Source organism: Enterobacter sp. HK169, assembly GCF_001719105.1.
Taxonomy (GTDB): domain Bacteria; phylum Pseudomonadota; class Gammaproteobacteria; order Enterobacterales; family Enterobacteriaceae; genus Enterobacter; species Enterobacter asburiae_B.
In genome coordinates this window covers 3,317,878-3,334,449 of sequence record NZ_CP017087.1, presented here as the reverse complement: position 1 = coordinate 3,334,449, position 16,572 = coordinate 3,317,878, and the positions used below count along the sequence as shown (strand labels likewise).

At 57.0% G+C, this 16,572-nt stretch carries 16 protein-coding genes; 13 read left to right on the top strand and 3 right to left on the bottom strand.

All coding sequences use genetic code 11. The features are described 5' to 3' along the window. The first annotated feature begins 389 nt into the window (after positions 1-389). Entirely contained in the window at positions 390-1,343 is a 954-nt protein-coding gene (locus tag EnteroDNA1_RS15820) for a nickel/cobalt transporter (RefSeq protein ID WP_069303545.1), read from the top strand. Positions 1,344-1,376: 33 nt separating this feature from the next. Here the strand turns inward: EnteroDNA1_RS15820 and proP are convergent, their stop codons facing one another. Then, complete coding sequence (proP, locus tag EnteroDNA1_RS15815) at positions 1,377-2,879, bottom strand: glycine betaine/L-proline transporter ProP (RefSeq protein ID WP_029740241.1); 1,503 nt, start codon at positions 2,877-2,879, stop codon at positions 1,377-1,379. A 648-nt stretch (positions 2,880-3,527) separates the two neighbouring features. Here proP and kdgT point away from each other — a divergent pair. Further along, a complete protein-coding gene (gene kdgT / locus EnteroDNA1_RS15810) occupies positions 3,528-4,520 on the top strand; it encodes a 2-keto-3-deoxygluconate transporter (protein ID WP_069303544.1) in 993 nt (330 codons plus the stop codon). Positions 4,521-4,564: 44 nt separating this feature from the next. Here the strand turns inward: kdgT and EnteroDNA1_RS15805 are convergent, their stop codons facing one another. Together EnteroDNA1_RS15805 and crfC are read right to left on the bottom strand one after the other, a co-directional pair. Continuing rightward, on the bottom strand, positions 4,565-5,440 hold the full coding sequence (locus EnteroDNA1_RS15805; RefSeq protein ID WP_069303543.1) for a diguanylate cyclase regulator RdcB family protein: 876 nt from the start codon (positions 5,438-5,440) through the stop codon (positions 4,565-4,567). Then, positions 5,437-7,782 (bottom strand): clamp-binding protein CrfC, encoded by a 2,346-nt coding sequence (gene crfC / locus EnteroDNA1_RS15800; RefSeq protein WP_033144441.1) that lies wholly within the window; start codon positions 7,780-7,782, stop codon positions 5,437-5,439. The genes EnteroDNA1_RS15805 and crfC overlap by 4 nt, the downstream gene beginning before the upstream one ends. 595 nt (positions 7,783-8,377) lie before the next feature. Between crfC and EnteroDNA1_RS15795 the strand changes: the two genes are divergently transcribed. The 11 genes from EnteroDNA1_RS15795 to phnK all read left to right on the top strand — a co-directional run bounded on the left by EnteroDNA1_RS15795 (position 8,378) and on the right by phnK (position 16,569). Next, entirely contained in the window at positions 8,378-8,713 is a 336-nt protein-coding gene (locus EnteroDNA1_RS15795; protein WP_023310096.1) for a zinc ribbon domain-containing protein YjdM, read from the top strand. 80 nt (positions 8,714-8,793) lie between these two features. After that, the gene (yjdN, locus tag EnteroDNA1_RS15790) at positions 8,794-9,237 is read left to right on the top strand and encodes a VOC family metalloprotein YjdN (protein ID WP_045889388.1); all 444 of its coding nucleotides are present in this window, start codon (positions 8,794-8,796) and stop codon (positions 9,235-9,237) included. 173 nt (positions 9,238-9,410) lie between these two features. Further along, positions 9,411-10,199 carry a phosphonate ABC transporter ATP-binding protein gene (gene phnC, locus EnteroDNA1_RS15785; RefSeq protein ID WP_033144439.1) on the top strand — a complete coding sequence of 263 codons (789 nt, stop codon included), beginning with the start codon at positions 9,411-9,413 and terminating at the stop codon, positions 10,197-10,199. A 24-nt stretch (positions 10,200-10,223) separates the two neighbouring features. Then, positions 10,224-11,240: a phosphonate ABC transporter substrate-binding protein gene (gene phnD / locus EnteroDNA1_RS15780; protein WP_039262375.1), complete on the top strand. Its 1,017-nt coding sequence runs from the start codon at positions 10,224-10,226 to the stop codon at positions 11,238-11,240. A gap of 115 nt (positions 11,241-11,355) precedes the next feature. Continuing rightward, positions 11,356-12,135, top strand: a complete 780-nt coding sequence (gene phnE / locus EnteroDNA1_RS15775; RefSeq protein ID WP_023334213.1) for a phosphonate ABC transporter, permease protein PhnE — start codon at positions 11,356-11,358, stop codon at positions 12,133-12,135. Between the two features lie 20 nt (positions 12,136-12,155). Beyond that, positions 12,156-12,881, top strand: a complete 726-nt coding sequence (gene phnF / locus EnteroDNA1_RS15770) for a phosphonate metabolism transcriptional regulator PhnF (protein ID WP_023310091.1) — start codon at positions 12,156-12,158, stop codon at positions 12,879-12,881. Continuing rightward, a complete protein-coding gene (gene phnG, locus EnteroDNA1_RS15765; RefSeq protein WP_033144437.1) occupies positions 12,882-13,334 on the top strand; it encodes a phosphonate C-P lyase system protein PhnG in 453 nt (150 codons plus the stop codon). After that, a complete protein-coding gene (phnH, locus tag EnteroDNA1_RS15760) occupies positions 13,331-13,915 on the top strand; it encodes a phosphonate C-P lyase system protein PhnH (protein WP_032662532.1) in 585 nt (194 codons plus the stop codon). The genes phnG and phnH overlap by 4 nt, the downstream gene beginning before the upstream one ends. After that, on the top strand, positions 13,915-14,979 hold the full coding sequence (locus EnteroDNA1_RS15755) for a carbon-phosphorus lyase complex subunit PhnI (protein WP_069303542.1): 1,065 nt from the start codon (positions 13,915-13,917) through the stop codon (positions 14,977-14,979). The genes phnH and EnteroDNA1_RS15755 overlap by 1 nt, the downstream gene beginning before the upstream one ends. Then, on the top strand, positions 14,972-15,817 hold the full coding sequence (phnJ, locus tag EnteroDNA1_RS15750; RefSeq protein ID WP_069303541.1) for an alpha-D-ribose 1-methylphosphonate 5-phosphate C-P-lyase PhnJ: 846 nt from the start codon (positions 14,972-14,974) through the stop codon (positions 15,815-15,817). Before EnteroDNA1_RS15755 ends, phnJ begins: the two co-directional genes overlap by 8 nt. Continuing rightward, the gene (phnK, locus tag EnteroDNA1_RS15745; protein WP_033144434.1) at positions 15,814-16,569 is read left to right on the top strand and encodes a phosphonate C-P lyase system protein PhnK; all 756 of its coding nucleotides are present in this window, start codon (positions 15,814-15,816) and stop codon (positions 16,567-16,569) included. Before phnJ ends, phnK begins: the two co-directional genes overlap by 4 nt. The last annotated feature ends 3 nt before the right edge of the window (positions 16,570-16,572 follow it).

Below are 16,572 nucleotides of genomic sequence, written 5' to 3'. Positions count from 1 at the left end.
GTGCCCACACAGATTGTCTGATAAATTGTTAAAGAGCAGTGCAACGCGGCTTTCGCTCACCGTTGCGAGGTGGCGTATATTACGCTTTCCTCTTTCAGAGTCAACCCGTTATTTCAGGATTTTTCTCTTCAACCGAACCGCTTGTTGTGTGAAGTGATTCACATCCGCCGTGTCGATGGAGGCGCATTATAGGGAGTTCTCGGCTGGCCGCAACCGCTAAATGACAGAAAAATGACTGACTGCTGCATTCCACAGCAAAACCCCGCCTTATACCCTTTTATGCACAAAGTTATCCACAATCATGAGCGGTTCGCGATGCGATCCTACGAATTGAGCGGGAAGATCAACTATACTAGCGGCAAATAATCTCCCCTGTGCAGGCCCCCCTCATGACCACACAACGCCTCGCCCGCGACTGGCGTCTCCCTACCGCAGGTTTGATGCTGCTGGCAATCCTCTTTGCGGGTTTTACCCTGCATGCGCACTGGAACGCCTTTATCCAGTGGTGTCTCGCCACGCAAATTACGCTGCACCGCTATCTGGTGATGTATCTGCTGCAGCTTAATAACCATCAGTACAGCGGCGGATTATGGCTGTTAACGGGGGCTTTCCTTTATGGTGTTCTCCACGCCATTGGCCCCGGACACGGAAAGTTCATCGTGACGACCTATCTGACCACCAATAAGGAAAGCGAGCTGGCCGCCCGGGTCGTCCCCTTCCTGGGTAGCCTGATGCAGGGCGTCAGCGCCATTCTGTTTGTCTTTATTCTGGCGGTAGGGTTTAACCTCGCCTCAGGGGATATCAGTACCAGCCGCTGGTACGTGGAAAAGATAAGCGCTGTGCTTATTGGCGCATTCGGTGCATTCGTTATTTACCAGGCGCTGAAGAGCCTGCGCCCGCGCAGGATGACTATCTCCGCCATCAAGCCGCTTCATCAGCATGATGAACACTGTGGCTGCGGCCACCACGGCGTGGGGGTAAACCTGACACAAGGCGACTGGAAAACGCGCCTGGGCGTCATTCTGGCGATTGGCGCACGCCCGTGCAGCGGGGCGATCATGATTCTGATGTTTTCGAACGCGCTGGGCATTGTCACTTGGGGAGTGGCTGCGGTCATGACCATGTCTTTGGGCACCGCACTTTCTATTGTGGGGCTTTCCCTGGCTGTACGTTACGCCCGCGAGCGCACGGTGACCTGGTTCGGAGAAAGCGCCTCATTGAGATGGCTGGTACCGGCAGTCAAAATAGCCGGAGGGATAGTCCTGATCCTGTTTGCGACGGTGCTGTTCCTGACGGTGATCCCCGTCAGCGCCAATGGCGACTACATCGCTGCCGGATGTTAATAAAAGAAAACCCGCCGTTGGCGGGTTTCTTTATTACTCGTTGATGCGTGGATGCTGGTCCACCAGTCGGGAGCGTTTTTTCTGCAGCTCTTCAATCTCTGCGTCAATATCCTCAATCTTCTGCTCTACGTTATCGTAGTGCTCGCGCAGGATCTCTTTCGCTTCCTGGATGTCAGACGCCGCAGGCGTTGCGCCTTTCAGAGGGCGATTCGCCGTCTCCTTCATGGTAAGACCGGTAATCAAACCAATCACCGCAATCACCATCAGGTAATAAGCAGGCATCATCAGGTTCTGCGTGCTCTCGACCAGCGAGGCGGCAAGCGTCGGGGTCAGACCGGCAATCAGCACCGAGATGTTAAAGGCCGCGGCCAGCGCGCTGTAGCGAATATGCGTCGGGAACATCGCGGGCAACGTGGAGGCCATCACCCCGATAAAGCAGTTAAGGATCACCGCCAGCATCAGCAGACCAGCAAAAATCAGCCCCAGCACATCACTGTTAATCAGAATGAATGCCGGAATTGCCAGAGCAAACAGCGCAACGCTTCCCAGGATAATGAACGGTCGACGACCAAAACGGTCACTCAACAGGCCCATAATCGGCTGGACAAACAGCATACCCACCATGATGGCGATAATAATCAGCACACCGTGATCTTCCGAGTAGTGCAGGTTATGCGACAGATAGCTCGGCATGTAGGTCAACAGCATGTAGTAGGTCACGTTGGTCGAAATCACCAGACCAATACAGGTCAGCAGGCTGCGCCAGTGCTTAGTGGCAATCTCTTTGAACGACACCTTCGGACCATCCTGCAGCCCTTCGCGGTCACCCTGTTCCAGTTTTTCGACGTGCTGCTGGAAAGCAGGCGTCTCTTCCAGCGCATGACGCAGGTAAAGACCAATAATCCCCAGCGGCAATGCCAGGAAGAACGGGATACGCCAGCCCCAGTCGAGGAAGTTATCTTCACCCACCACGGTTGAAATCAGTACGACTACGCCCGCGCCCATGACAAACCCGGCAATCGAGCCGAAGTCCAGCCAGCTCCCCATAAATCCGCGCTTACGGTCCGGGGAATATTCGGCAACGAAGATCGAGGCACCGGTATATTCACCGCCTACGGAGAAGCCCTGCGCCATCTTACAAATCAGCAGCAGAATCGGTGCCCAAATGCCGATGGTGGCGTAAGACGGTATAAGGCCGATACAGAATGTACTGATCGACATAATGACGATGGTGATGGCCAGGATCTTCTGACGACCATATTTATCGCCGAGCATACCGAAGAACAGACCGCCCAGCGGGCGAATCAGGAAGGGAACGGAGAACGTACCCAGTGCGGCGATCATCTGCAGGCTGGGATCGGCCCCGGGGAAAAACACTTTACCTAACGCATAGGCCACAAAGCCGTAGACACCAAAATCGAACCATTCCATCGCATTACCGAGCGAGGCTGCGGTAATGGCTTTACGCAGCTTTGCGTCATCAATAATGGTGACGTCGCGAAGCGTGATGGGTTTAATCTTTTTCCTTCTCAGCATAGCTATCCTCGTTGACTCGGCCCTGTCTGTTTCACAGTCCAGTTAGCGTTCTGTGAACCATGGGATCCGCTCCATGCGAATCGCCTTATTCAAGCGTAGCAGGTTTACTTACATTGACGTTTTACGTCGATACAACCGAACCTGTTGACGCCTGCCTGGGCAGTTAATGACCTTTTTACCCTACCAGCGTTTATATTTGTGATCAACTTCACACATATTTTCGTGTCTGGTCAACTCAGGCAAATTTTTGTCAAGGAGTGCCAATAAGTACTTCCTTACCCCACCTAAAGAACATCCTCCCGCACGTCATTATTTCTTTCGTAACAGAAAAACAAACCACGTTAATTCACATCAGGTTTACATAAATTTTCATCAGCAGGAACCGGCCTCAAGTTTTACATTGAATATGTGATAAAGATAACTAAAACGATGTTTTATTTTCATTGAATCAATGTTCCAATGATCGCATCATAAATCCGAATTCAGCGTTTTACGTGTTTAAGGAAAAGGTTAATTGAGAGCACGCATTTAATTTTGTTGCAGGGCTTTCGAAAAAACACCACAAGCAATACGAGCAATCAATTGAATTTATTGACTAATTTTTAACACCTATCCCCCGTACTGCGGGATCCGATGTGAGGTTTGTCTATGAAGATTAAAGCCACGATAGAACGTATACCCGGCGGCATGATGCTGGTTCCGCTGGTACTAGGCGCGATCCTGAATACCTTTGCTCCCAATACCGGAGCTTATTTTGGCGGTTTCACAAAAGGCATGATAACAGGCACGGTTCCCATTCTTGCCGTCTGGTTTTTTTGTATCGGCGCATCCATTAATTTACGGGCAACGGGGACAGTATTACGGAAATCCGGCACGCTGGTGATCACCAAAATAGCGGTAGCCTGGGCGGTGGCAATGATATGCGCGATGTTCATTCCGGAGAATGGAATTCAGACCGGGTTCTTTGCGGGTTTATCGGTCCTGGCGATTGTCTCGGCGATGGATATGACCAACGGCGGATTGTACGCCAGCCTGATGAACCAGTACGGAACGAAAGAAGAGTCCGGCGCATTTGTGTTGATGTCTCTGGAGTCCGGCCCATTGATGACGATGCTGATCCTGGGGTCTGCTGGCCTGGCCTCGTTTGAACCGCACCACTTTGTCGGCGCGATCCTGCCCTTCCTGGTCGGTTTCGCCCTTGGCAATCTCGACCGCGATCTGCGTGATTTCTTCAGCAAAGCCACGCCGGTGTTGATCCCGTTCTTCGGTTTCGCACTGGGGAACACCATCAACCTGAAGGTCATTCTCGATACCGGCCTGCTGGGCATTGTGCTGGGTGTCGCCGTGATCGTCATCACCGGTATTCCGCTGATTATTGCCGACCGCATAATCGGAGGAGGAAACGGCACGGCCGGCGTCGCCGCCTCTTCAGCCGCCGGTGCTGCAGTCGCAAACCCGGTGATTATCGCCCAAATTAACCCGGCCTTCGAACCGGTCGCCGCTTCAGCAACGGCGCTGGTTGCCGCGAGCGTGATCGTCACCGCGATTCTGGTCCCCATCATCACGGCGCTGTATGCGAAACGCTACGGGAATATGCAAGAGACTCTGCCTGAACCGAAGCCGATAGAAATGAATCATTAACACACTGCACCGTTCCCTCTCCCAATGGGGAGAGGGGGAGAGATTTAGCCAAAAATCTCTTCCACCATCCCGTCCACCAGCCGTTTTGCCGAACAGAGTCTCGGCATGCCCAGCGCGACGGTCTGCCAGTTTTGCGTCACTGACCAGCTCACCGGATGTTGATCCGCCTGACACCAGTCCCCCAGCCAGCCCAGCATGTCTTTATGATCGATTAAACCCGGAGAGGCCGGCGTTGTCAGCCACTGGTGATAGAAATGGCGGGTCGTGGGTGACGCATTGATGCCCTGTGCCAGATAGTTAGACGCCATGCTGCGCAGGTTATCCTTAAGCATTGCCGCCACATCTTCATTCGCGAGGCGGCATGCGTCACCAAATGCCCCCCAGCGCAGCTCTTCCAGGACGATAAAACAGCGCCCGGCCAGCGACCAGCCATCATAATGCCCGGCCCGCCAGCGGGTAAAAATCTGCTCGCTATGCTCACCCGCCTGCACCGTCAGCCCGCGCTGGGTTAGCGCCTTCTCTTTATAGGCGGCGCGTTGGGTAAAATGAGAAGCGAGTTCAGCGTACTGCTGCATCAGACCGGGGGACTGCTGGGCGCGCGGGTGCGTCTGCTGGCGCAAAGCAATCAGTTTCTCTGCCATCAGCGTCAGCGCGAGATGACCCGGGTCAAGCATGCCGGCCAGTTTTTCCGCCAGCCCCAGGCGCAGCGCCGCATTTTCATTAAGCATACCCGCCATCGCCCAGGGGCGCAGCCGGGTATGCGTCATGATTTCCTGAGTCAAACGCTCACGAAACTGAAGCTGTTGTGGTCCCAGATGAGGATGACGCGCCGCGTCCACTCCCTGAACCAGATCGACCATAAATTTTGGATTAATACACTCCAGCGTTCGCCCGGGGCCGTCCAGTAGTGGTGTTGTCATGGTTGCTCTGCCGCGAATAGAGTTTGAATATCATCGCGTAACAGTCGGGTATCTTCCTGTATCCACGCCGCAGTCGTAATACTTTGCTTCAACAGCTGGCAGAGCGCTCGGGTTGAATGCTCATTCTGTTGACGCACTGCGAGGCTATCACGCAAGCTTTCCTGTAACCCGGTCAGGCACAGCGAGAATTCTGCAAAGAACGTCGCCATTCCTGCCGTAACAGAGACATCGACCTGCGCGGACAAAGCTTTACGTATTTGTTCACAAAACAGCTCAATATGTTGCTTAAATTTGTCATGTAGCTGCGCAATATCGATAACATAGCGCGTGCGCGTTTCCACATACTCATCCCAGCCCCAGCCCGGATTATTGAGCCAGCGAGAGACCGTTTCTCGCATGCTGCTCCCGCCTGATGACGGGCCTGCCTGGCTGTCATCCTGCGCTATCGCATCGTTAAACAGCGCCCGCGTATTGAAGTTGAGCTGGTGAGCCTGAAACGCCGGGAAACTGATTCGCGCCCGAAAACCCGCATGGCTCAGATGCTCTTTAATACGCGTTTCGATGGGGCGCATGGCTTCGTTCAGGGAACGCGCCAGCGTAGATTCAAGCTGGTCGAAGCGTAACGCCAGCTCCCGGCAGATTTTCGTCTGTGCATCCAGCATCACCAATTCGCAGGAGGAGCGAATTTTACTCAGCGCGATCTGCGCCTGCCCTTCATCGTCCAGAACCAGCTGCTTCAGCTCGTCACCGTGAGGGTTCTGCCGATCGATGCCTGCTAAATCAAGAATATGCTGAGCGCTGAACACCTCGCCAATCGCCTGGTTAAGCGCGGTTTTTTGCGCTCCCATAAAGTCCGCGGTGGCGTTCAGCGCCTCCTCAACTTCATGTTTCACCTCATCGCTCACCACGCTCTGACGCGTCTGGAGAAGCGCCATGTCCTCTTCCAGACGTGCGATATTCAGTTCCAGCGCCTCAAAGGCAACCGTCAGCCCCTGATAGCGGAAGTCGAGGTACTCCCGGGCATTTTGTGCGTAGTTGAGCAGCTTATGCGAGGCCGAACGCAGCGCGTAAAGCGAGGCATTGGCATAGGCGGCGTAAATCAGTTTGCGTATCGGTTGTTCGAAAAGCGAATCTTCCCAGAGCAAATCGGCAGCATGACGAATATGGTCGATATCGTCCAGGTCCGCCGTACGCCAGCGTCGCCCAAGCGCCGCTTCGGCAAAGTCCTGCACCCAGGGTTGCTCCTGATGATCCGGCAGTTGTCCGTGGGTACTCATCTCGTAGCGAGCGCGGTTCGCCAGATAGGCCCACATGGACGAAACGGGGTAGATCTGGCCAGGCGAAATATTGCCTTTCATTAAGGTGCCGGAGATCATCGCCCGGATCTGCTCTTCATCGTCGCTATTGCGATCTTTCTGATCGAATTTATTGACCAGCGCATACAGCGGCACGGATTTTCCCGCCGCGGAAATGGCCTGGCGGACTTCTTCATCAGAGATGGATTTAAGCTGGGTATAATCCATCACGGCCAGCACCGCCGACGCGCGGGACAACTGCTCGCTGAGCATTTTTTGCAGGTGCGGCTGTCCGGCCTCATTCGGCCCGGGCGTATCGAGCAGCGTCAGCTGTCCGAGGTGAGCATCCAGACCCGCAAGATGCACGAACTCCACTTCAATCACCGGAATATGTTCGATAGCCGCATACTCAGAGAACGGAAACTCTACCCCTAACGCCTGGGAAAGTCTTACCAGGTCGTTGAGGCTTTTCAGACAATGAAATATCGGCTGCGCGCCCAGGTGATGCTTCTCAAAAGCCTCTCCTTTTTCAATGCGCTCCAGCAGCGTATTCATGTCTTTATCAATTTCCAGATGCTGGGCGAGCTTTCCTCGATCGTAATCGCATAGCTTTTTCTGAAGCAGTTGGATCAATTCATCAATGGGCGAGGCATGTGAGAAATGCAGCACCGGCTCCTTCTGACCCGGCGTGTGGCGAATCAGGGTAGGAAGCGCCGTCATCGGACGATTGCGGTTCGGCAACACTTCGGTCCCCACAATCGCATTAATGGTGGTCGATTTCCCCGCTTTCATAGTGCCAACAATAGCCAGGACCATTTCCAGCCGGGTTATTTTTCGTAATTCATTATTCAGCATCGCCTGCTGCGCTTCGACACCGCGCGCGCTAAAATGCAAAGGTAAAACGTTGTTCTTTTCACCCGTAATAGCAGCCGCGGTGCTCTCCAGCATCGCAGTCGGCATTGATTTCAACGTATCAAGGTTTTGCCGGGCGAGCTGTAGCAAACGCTCAGCTTCCTGGCTTAATTCAAAAATGGTCTGTGTGTGCATGATAAAAGCCTTTCCTTAACGCAAATTTATTACTTTTATTAAGCCACTGGTATTAATTATGTTGTTCAGGCTTATATGATCACGTGTGGAAAACATGTCCGCCGAAATATAACTGATTGATGATAATCAGAAATAATTCGCTATCCTTGCATGGCGTGTATAGCTCCCCTCCTGGCCTGACGGCCAAAGGAAAAAAGCGTAGCCCAATTTTAAGAAACTTCAGGATATATCATCATTATTTACCCACCTAAAAAGAGAGGTAATACGCCCCTGCCAAAAGATATGGATGGCAGCGAAGTCAGGAGATAAATAACAATGTGTCGCTTCACCTTATCCGAAATGAAGGAGCGTAGCAATTTGCTGCAATAAAATATTCGATATATTTAGCGTCATTTCTTCCCAACGTGTTAATGAGGTAAGCATCGCTTAACTGACTGACAGGAAGTGTCACTCCCGATACGCTTTTTGCATTTTTTTAATTCACAATGTCACCGACAAACGTGTGGATTTGCGCTATACTTGCCGCCTTTTTCGGCACGCTGCCGTCATTTAGCTGGCACTTTCCAGCGCGTTTACACTTTTTGAGGATACCGATATGTCACTCCCACACTGCCCAAAATGCAATTCTGAATACACCTATGAAGATAATGGCATGTTCATCTGCCCGGAATGCGCTCACGAATGGAATGATGCCGAACCATCACACGATGCTGATGCACTTGTCGTAAAAGATGCAAACGGCAATTTGCTGGCGGACGGCGACAGCGTAACCGTGATTAAAGATCTGAAAGTGAAAGGCAGTTCTTCCATGCTGAAGATCGGCACCAAAGTGAAGAATATCCGTCTGGTTGAAGGCGATCATAATATCGACTGCAAAATTGACGGCTTCGGTCCGATGAAGCTGAAATCAGAGTTCGTGAAAAAGAACTGATTTACCCGCCCGGTGGCGCTTCGCTTACCGGGTTTTCGGGAACTACACTTAACGGGCTTTTCTTACGTGAGGTAAAGATTATGCCGTTAAGTCCCTACATCTCTTTTGCCGGCAACTGTGCAGAAGCCACTTCTTTCTACCAGCAAGCCGTCGGCGCAGAGCTTCTCTATAAAATCACCTTCGGCGAAATGCCAAAAAGCGATAACAGCGAAGAAGGCTGTCCGTCCGGTATGCAATTTCCGGATTCGGCTATCGCTCACTCCAACGTCCGCATTGCGGGCAGCGATATCATGATGAGCGACGGGATGCCGCCGGGCAGCAACGCGCAGTACGCGGGCTTCACGCTGGTTCTCGACACCCAGGACGTTAATGAAGGCAAACGCTGGTTCGACAACCTCGCCGCGGGCGGGAATATCGACATGGCCTGGCAGGAAACCTTCTGGGCACACGGTTTCGGTAAAGTCACCGATAAATACGGCGTGCCGTGGATGATTAACGTCGTTAAGCAGCAGCAAACGTCTTAGGCCGGATAAGCGCAGCGCAGCCGGCAACAGCGCCCGGTGGCGCTGCGCTGACCGGGCCTACGGTGACTGTCATCGCTTTCACTTCAACTCTTCAAACTCCCGCAACCCAGACTTAACCCAAATGTCACATTGATGCGCCAGCATGAGGCCACATTTATCGTGAGGCCCAGCACATGCAAACCGTCATCCGCGTCGAGAAACTGAGCAAGACCTTCCATCACAATAAGGCTCTGCATGCCGTTGATCTGACCGTCCAGCAGGGCGAAATGGTGGCGCTGCTGGGGCCATCCGGTTCCGGTAAATCCACCCTTCTGCGTCATTTAAGCGGTCTTATCACCTGCGATAAAACGCCGGAAAGCCACGTCGAGCTGCTGGGCAATACCGTGCAGCGCGCGGGGCGTCTCGCCAGCGATATCCGCAAGAGCCGCGCCCAGACGGGCTACATCTTCCAGCAGTTCAACCTGGTGAACCGCCTGACGGTGCTGGAGAACGTGCTGATTGGCGCGCTCGGCAGCACCCCGTTCTGGCGCACCTGTCTGCGCTGGTTCTCTCCTTCACAGAAGCAGGAAGCCTTGCAGGCCCTGACCCGCGTCGGCATGGCGCATTTTGCCCACCAGCGCGTCTCCACCCTGTCCGGTGGGCAACAGCAGCGCGTGGCGATTGCGCGCGCGCTGATGCAGAAAGCGCAAATCATTCTTGCAGACGAACCCATTGCCTCGCTGGACCCGGAGTCCGCCCGCATCGTGATGGAAACCCTGCGCGACATTAACCAGAACGACGGCATCACCGTGGTGGTCACGCTGCATCAGGTGGATTACGCCCTGCGCTACTGCGAACGCATTGTCGCCCTGCGTCAGGGACATGTGTTCTTTGATGGCGCGAGCCATCAGTTTGATAACGAACGTTTTGACCATCTCTACCGCAGCATTAACCGCGTCGAAGAGAACGCGCAGGCTGCTTAATTAAACCCGATCCGAGGAAAGTACATGAGCTACAAAGCCGTTGCCGCGCTGGCCTTTACCAGCATGTTCAGCCTCAGCACCCTGTTAAGCCCGGCGTATGCACAAGAGCAGGAAAAAGCGCTGAACTTCGGCATTATTTCGACGGAATCACAGCAGAACCTGAAGCCTCAGTGGGAACCGTTCCTGAAAGATATGGAAAATAAGCTGGGGATCAAAGTGAACGCCTTCTTCGCCCCGGACTACGCGGGCATCATCCAGGGGATGCGCTTTAATAAAGTGGACATCGCCTGGTACGGCAACCTCTCCGCCATGGAAGCGGTGGACCGCGCGAACGGCCAGGTGTTTGCCCAGACCGTCGCGGCAGATGGCTCCCCGGGCTACTGGAGCGTGCTGATCGTCAACAAAGACAGCCCGATCAACAACCTCAACGACATGCTCGCCAAACGCAAAGAGCTGACCTTCGGCAACGGCGACCCGAACTCGACCTCCGGCTACCTTGTCCCCGGCTACTACGTCTTCGCCAAAAACAACGCCTCCGCCAGCGACTTCAAACGCACGGTGAACGCCAGCCACGAAACCAACGCTCTGGCCGTCGCCAACAAGCAGGTGGACGTTGCTACCAACAACACCGAGAACCTCGACAAGCTGAAAACTTCCGCGCCGGACAAGCTGAAGGAAATCAAAGTCATCTGGAAATCGCCGCTGATCCCGGGCGACCCGATCGTGTGGCGTAAAAACCTGTCCGAGAGCACCAAGGACAAGGTGTACGACTTCTTCATGACCTATGGCAAAACGCCGGAAGAGAAAGCGGTCCTGGCGCGTCTGGGCTGGGCACCGTTCCGCCCGTCAAGCGACCTGCAGCTGGTCCCGATTCGCCAGCTGGCGCTGTTTAAAGAGATGCAGGGCGTGAAGGACAACAAAGGGCTGAAGGACGAGGAGAAGACCAGCAAAGTGGCCGCAATTGAAGCGCAGCTGGAAGACCTCGACCGCCTGACCGCCGCGCTCGGTGCGATGACGAGCGTGAATAAAGCGGTGCAGTAACTCAAGTTCCCTCTCCCTTGAGGGAGAGGGTTAGGGTGAGGGGGAAATGCGCACGCTGATGCCCTCACCCCGGCCCTCTCCCACAGGGAGAGGGAGAACAGATTAAGGAGCCAACATGCAAACCATCACCCTCCCGCCGCCGAAGCGCAGCTGGTTCTCGCTCATAAGCTGGGCCATCCTGCTGGCGGTGCTGGTTATCTCCTGGAAGGGCGCGGAAATGGATCCGCTGCTGCTCTTCAAAGACGCGGGCAACATGGCGACCTTCGCCGCCGACTTCTTCCCGCCGGACTTCAGCCAGTGGCAGGACTATCTCAGCGAAATGGCGGTCACCCTGCAAATCGCCGTCTGGGGCACCGCCCTTGCCGTCGTTCTCTCCATTCCCTTTGGCCTGATGAGCGCCGAAAACATCGTGCCGTGGTGGGTGTATCAGCCGATGCGTCGCCTGATGGACGCCTGTCGCGCCATCAACGAGATGGTCTTTGCGATGCTGTTCGTGGTCGCCGTTGGCCTGGGTCCGTTCGCCGGCGTGATGGCGCTGTTCATCCACACCACCGGCGTGCTCTCCAAGCTGCTCTCCGAAGCGGTCGAAGCCATCGAGCCCGGCCCGGTGGAAGGCATCCGCGCAACGGGCGCCAACAAAATCGAAGAGATCCTGTACGGCGTCCTGCCGCAGGTTATGCCGCTCCTGATCTCCTACTCCCTGTACCGCTTTGAGTCCAACGTCCGCTCCGCGACGGTAGTCGGCATGGTGGGCGCAGGCGGGATTGGCGTCACCCTGTGGGAAGCGATTCGCGGTTTTCAGTTCCAGCAAACCTGCGCCCTGATGGTGCTCATCATCGTCACCGTCAGCCTGCTGGATTTCCTCTCTCAACGTTTGCGTAAGCACTTCATCTGAGAAGCGAGGCTTTGTTTTCTATGCACTTATCCAGACATCCGACCAGTTACCCGACCCGCTGGCAAGAGATTGCCGCAAAGCTCGAAGTGGAGCTGCGCACGCACTACCGCTGCGGGGACTACCTGCCCGCCGAGCAGCAGCTTGCCGACCGCTATGAGGTGAACCGCCACACCCTGCGTCGCGCCATTGACCAGCTGGTCGAACGCGGCTGGGTCCAGCGCCGCCAGGGCGTGGGCGTGCTGGTGCTGATGCGCCCGTTCGACTACCCGCTGAACGCCCAGGCGCGCTTTAGCCAGAACCTGCTGGATCAGGGCAGCCACCCAACCAGCGAAAAGCTGCTCTCGGTATTGCGCCCGGCCTCCAGCCACGTGGCGGACGCGCTGGGTATTCAGGAAGGTGACGACGTCATTCACCTGCGCACCCTGCGTCGCGTTAACGGCGTGGCGGTATGCCAGATAGACCACTACTTTGCGGACCTCGCCCTCTGGCCCGTGCTCCAGCATTTCTCCAGCGGCTCGCTGCATGATTTTCTTCAGGATGCGACCGGCATTGCGCTCAAGCGCACCCAGACCCGCATCAGCGCCCGTCGCGCGCAGGCGAAAGAGAGCAAGGTGCTCGAAATCCCCAATATGGCCCCGCTGCTCTGCGTGCGCACCCTCAACCACCGTGACGGCGAGATCAACGCGACGGAATACTCCGTCAGCCTGACCCGCGCCGACATGATCGAATTCACCATGGAGCATTGAATGCACTTCGATACCGCCACCCGACAGCGCTGGATGCGCGTGCTGGCCCACAGCCAGCCTGCTGCGCTGGCTGCCCGCATGAACGCGCTCAGCCTGACGCCAGACTACGACACCCTTCGCGCACCGGAGATCGGCCTCGTTCAGATCCAGGCGCGCATGGGCGGCACCGGCGAGCGCTTTTTCGCCGGAGATGCCACCCTCACCCGCGCGGCAATCCGCCTGAACAGCGGCACGCTGGGCTACAGCTACGTGCTGGGGCGCGACAAAGCGCACGCCGAGCGCTGCGCGGTGATCGACGCGCTTTTACAGGAACAACCCTATTTCCAGACGTTAATGGAAACCCTTATTGCCCCGCTGGAAGCCGACCGCGCCGCGCGCATTGCCGCACGTCAGGCCGAAGTGAATACCAGCCGGGTCGACTTCTTTACGCTCGTTCGCGGAGACAACGCATGACGCTTCAACCTGCTTTTACCCTGGCCGTCCAGGATGCCCAACACAGTTTTCGTCGCCTGCTGAAAGCGATGAGCGAGCCGGGCGTGATCGTCTCGCTGCACCAGCTCTCCCAGGGCTGGCTGCCGCTGAACCTGGCGACCACCAGCGTGCTGCTGACGCTTGCCGACAACGACACCCCGGTGTGGCTCTCGGGCGCGCTGTCGAACGATATCGCCAGCCAGAACCTGCGTTTTCACACCAGCGCTCCGCTGGTCGATCAGCCCCAGCAGGCGGTTTTTGCCGTGGCCGATGAACAAATCAGCCATGAACAGCTCAACGCCCTGAGCGAAGGCAGCGCCGTCGCCCCGGAGACCAGCGCCACGCTGATCCTGCAGGTCTCCAGCCTGAGCGGCGGCCGCATGCTGCGCCTCACGGGGGCAGGCATCGCCGACGAGCGCATGGTCGCGCCGCAGCTGCCGGAGTGCATCATTCACGAGCTGACCGAGCGCCCGCACCCGTTCCCGCTGGGCATTGACCTGATCCTGACCTGCGGCGAGCGCCTGCTGGCAATCCCGCGGACCACCCACGTGGAGGTGTGCTGATGTACGTTGCCGTCAAAGGGGGCGAGAAGGCCATCGCCGCCGCCCATGCGCTACAGGCGCACAGACGACGGGGCGATGAACGGCTTCCCGAGCTGAGCGTCGCCCAGATTGAACAGCAGCTAAACCTCGCCGTCGACCGCGTGATGACCGAAGGCGGCATCGCCGACCGCGAGCTGGCGGCGCTGGCCCTGAAGCAGGCCAGCGGCGACAGCGTGGAAGCCATCTTCCTGCTGCGCGCCTACCGCACCACGCTCGCGAAACTGGCAGTCAGCGAGCCGGTGAATACGGCGGAGATGCGCCTGGAACGCCGCATTTCTGCCGTTTATAAAGACGTTCCCGGCGGCCAGCTGCTTGGCCCCACCTACGACTACACCCACCGCCTGCTGGATTTCACCCTGCTGGCGAACGGCGAATCGCCGCAGCTCAGCACCTCCGACGCCGAACAGGAACCGTCTCCGCACGTCTTCAGCCTGCTGGCAAAACAGGGCCTGGCGAAGATGGAAGAAGATTCAGGCGCGCAGCCGGATGACATCACCCGCACGCCGCCGGTTTACCCGTGCTCGCGCTCGTCCCGCCTGCAGCAGCTGATGCGCGGCGACGAAGGCTATCTGCTGGCGCTGGCCTACTCCACCCAGCGCGGCTACGGGCGCAACCACCCGTTTGCGGCCGAAATTCGCAGCGGCTACATCGACGTCGAGATCGTACCGGAAGAGCTGGGTTTTGCGGTGAACGTCGGCGAACTGCTGATGACCGAGTGTGAAATGGTGAACGGTTTCGTCGCCCCGGAAGACGAAGACCCGCACTTTACCCGCGGCTACGGGCTGGTATTCGGCCTCGGCGAGCGCAAGGCCATGGCAATGGCGCTGGTCGACCGCGCCCTGCAGGCACCGGACTACGGCGAGCACGTTGCAGGCCCGGCGCAGGACGAAGAGTTCGTGCTGGCCCACGCGGATAACGTTGAGGCCGCTGGCTTCGTCTCGCACCTCAAGCTGCCGCACTACGTCGATTTCCAGGCCGAACTGGAACTGCTGAAACGCCTGCAACGGGAGCGCAAAAATGGCTAACTTAAGCGGCTACAACTTTGCCTATCTGGATGAGCAAACCAAACGCATGATCCGCCGCGCCATCTTAAAAGCGGTGGCCATACCGGGCTATCAGGTGCCGTTCGGCGGCCGCGAAATGCCGATGCCCTACGGCTGGGGCACGGGCGGTATTCAGATCACCGCCAGCGTGATCGGCGAGGCGGACGTGCTGAAGGTCATCGATCAGGGCGCCGACGACACCACCAACGCCGTGTCGATCCGCAGCTTCTTCCAGCGCGTCACCGGCGTCAATACCACCGAAAAAACCGAAGACGCAACGCTGATCCAGACCCGTCACCGCATCCCGGAAACCCCGCTCACTGAAGATCAGATTTTGATTTTCCAGGTGCCGATCCCGGAGCCGCTGCGTTTTATCGAGCCGCGCGAAACGGAAACCCGCACCATGCACGCGCTGGAAGAGTACGGCGTCATGCAGGTCAAGCTCTATGAAGACATCGCCCGCTTTGGCCATATCGCCACCACCTACGCCTATCCGGTGAAGGTGAACGGGCGCTACGTGATGGACCCGTCGCCGATCCCGAAATTCGATAACCCGAAGATGGACATGATGCCCGCCCTGCAGCTGTTCGGCGCCGGGCGCGAAAAGCGCATCTACGCCGTCCCGCCTTACACCCGCGTGGAAAGCCTGGATTTCGACGATCACCCGTTTACGGTGCAGGAGTGGGACGAGCCGTGCGCCATCTGCGGATCCAAACACACCTATCTGGACGAAGTGGTGCTGGACGATACGGGCAAACGGATGTTTGTCTGCTCCGACACCGATTACTGCCGCCAACAGAGCGAGGCGAACGGCCAATGAAACCGCTGCTTTCGGTTAATAACCTGACTCACCTGTATGCGCCGGGCAAAGGCTTTAGCGACGTGTCGTTCGAGCTGTGGCCGGGCGAGGTGCTGGGGATCGTCGGCGAGTCCGGCTCCGGCAAAACCACCCTGCTGAAGTCCATCTCCGCGCGCCTGACGCCGCAGAACGGCGACATTTTGTATGAGGGCGCCTCGCTGTACGGCATGAGCGAGGCCGGGCGCCGCCGCCTGCTGCGCACCGAGTGGGGCGTGGTACATCAGCACCCGATGGACGGCCTGCGCCGTCAGGTCTCTGCCGGGGGCAACATCGGCGAACGCCTGATGGCTACCGGCGCGCGCCACTACGGCAACATCCGCGCTACCGCCCAGCACTGGCTGGAGGAAGTGGAAATCCCCGCCTCGCGCATCGACGACCTGCCGACGACCTTCTCCGGCGGGATGCAGCAGCGCCTGCAGATTGCCCGCAACCTGGTCACCCATCCGAAGCTGGTGTTTATGGATGAACCCACCGGCGGGCTGGACGTCTCCGTGCAGGCGCGCCTGCTCGACCTGCTGCGCGGTCTGGTGGTGGAGCTGAACCTCGCGGTGGTGATTGTCACCCACGATCTGGGCGTTGCGCGCCTGCTTGCAGACCGTCTGCTGGTGATGAAGCAGGGCCAGGTGGTGGAAAGTGGGTTAACCGACCGGGTGCTCGACGATCCACACCATCCGTACACTCAGCTGCTGGTGTCGTCCGTATTGCAGAATTAAGAG

What these genes read in the sequence shown, in the direction of transcription:
- EnteroDNA1_RS15820 (WP_069303545.1), top strand. Translation starts at nt 390, where the DNA reads ATGACCACACAACGCCTCGCCCGCGACTGGCGTCTCCCTACCGCAGGT.
- proP (WP_029740241.1), bottom strand. Translation starts at nt 2,879, where the DNA reads ATGCTGAGAAGGAAAAAGATTAAACCCATCACGCTTCGCGACGTCACC.
- kdgT (WP_069303544.1), top strand. Translation starts at nt 3,528, where the DNA reads ATGAAGATTAAAGCCACGATAGAACGTATACCCGGCGGCATGATGCTG.
- EnteroDNA1_RS15805 (WP_069303543.1), bottom strand. Translation starts at nt 5,440, where the DNA reads ATGACAACACCACTACTGGACGGCCCCGGGCGAACGCTGGAGTGTATT.
- crfC (WP_033144441.1), bottom strand. Translation starts at nt 7,782, where the DNA reads ATGCACACACAGACCATTTTTGAATTAAGCCAGGAAGCTGAGCGTTTG.
- EnteroDNA1_RS15795 (WP_023310096.1), top strand. Translation starts at nt 8,378, where the DNA reads ATGTCACTCCCACACTGCCCAAAATGCAATTCTGAATACACCTATGAA.
- yjdN (WP_045889388.1), top strand. Translation starts at nt 8,794, where the DNA reads ATGCCGTTAAGTCCCTACATCTCTTTTGCCGGCAACTGTGCAGAAGCC.
- phnC (WP_033144439.1), top strand. Translation starts at nt 9,411, where the DNA reads ATGCAAACCGTCATCCGCGTCGAGAAACTGAGCAAGACCTTCCATCAC.
- phnD (WP_039262375.1), top strand. Translation starts at nt 10,224, where the DNA reads ATGAGCTACAAAGCCGTTGCCGCGCTGGCCTTTACCAGCATGTTCAGC.
- phnE (WP_023334213.1), top strand. Translation starts at nt 11,356, where the DNA reads ATGCAAACCATCACCCTCCCGCCGCCGAAGCGCAGCTGGTTCTCGCTC.
- phnF (WP_023310091.1), top strand. Translation starts at nt 12,156, where the DNA reads ATGCACTTATCCAGACATCCGACCAGTTACCCGACCCGCTGGCAAGAG.
- phnG (WP_033144437.1), top strand. Translation starts at nt 12,882, where the DNA reads ATGCACTTCGATACCGCCACCCGACAGCGCTGGATGCGCGTGCTGGCC.
- phnH (WP_032662532.1), top strand. Translation starts at nt 13,331, where the DNA reads ATGACGCTTCAACCTGCTTTTACCCTGGCCGTCCAGGATGCCCAACAC.
- EnteroDNA1_RS15755 (WP_069303542.1), top strand. Translation starts at nt 13,915, where the DNA reads ATGTACGTTGCCGTCAAAGGGGGCGAGAAGGCCATCGCCGCCGCCCAT.
- phnJ (WP_069303541.1), top strand. Translation starts at nt 14,972, where the DNA reads ATGGCTAACTTAAGCGGCTACAACTTTGCCTATCTGGATGAGCAAACC.
- phnK (WP_033144434.1), top strand. Translation starts at nt 15,814, where the DNA reads ATGAAACCGCTGCTTTCGGTTAATAACCTGACTCACCTGTATGCGCCG.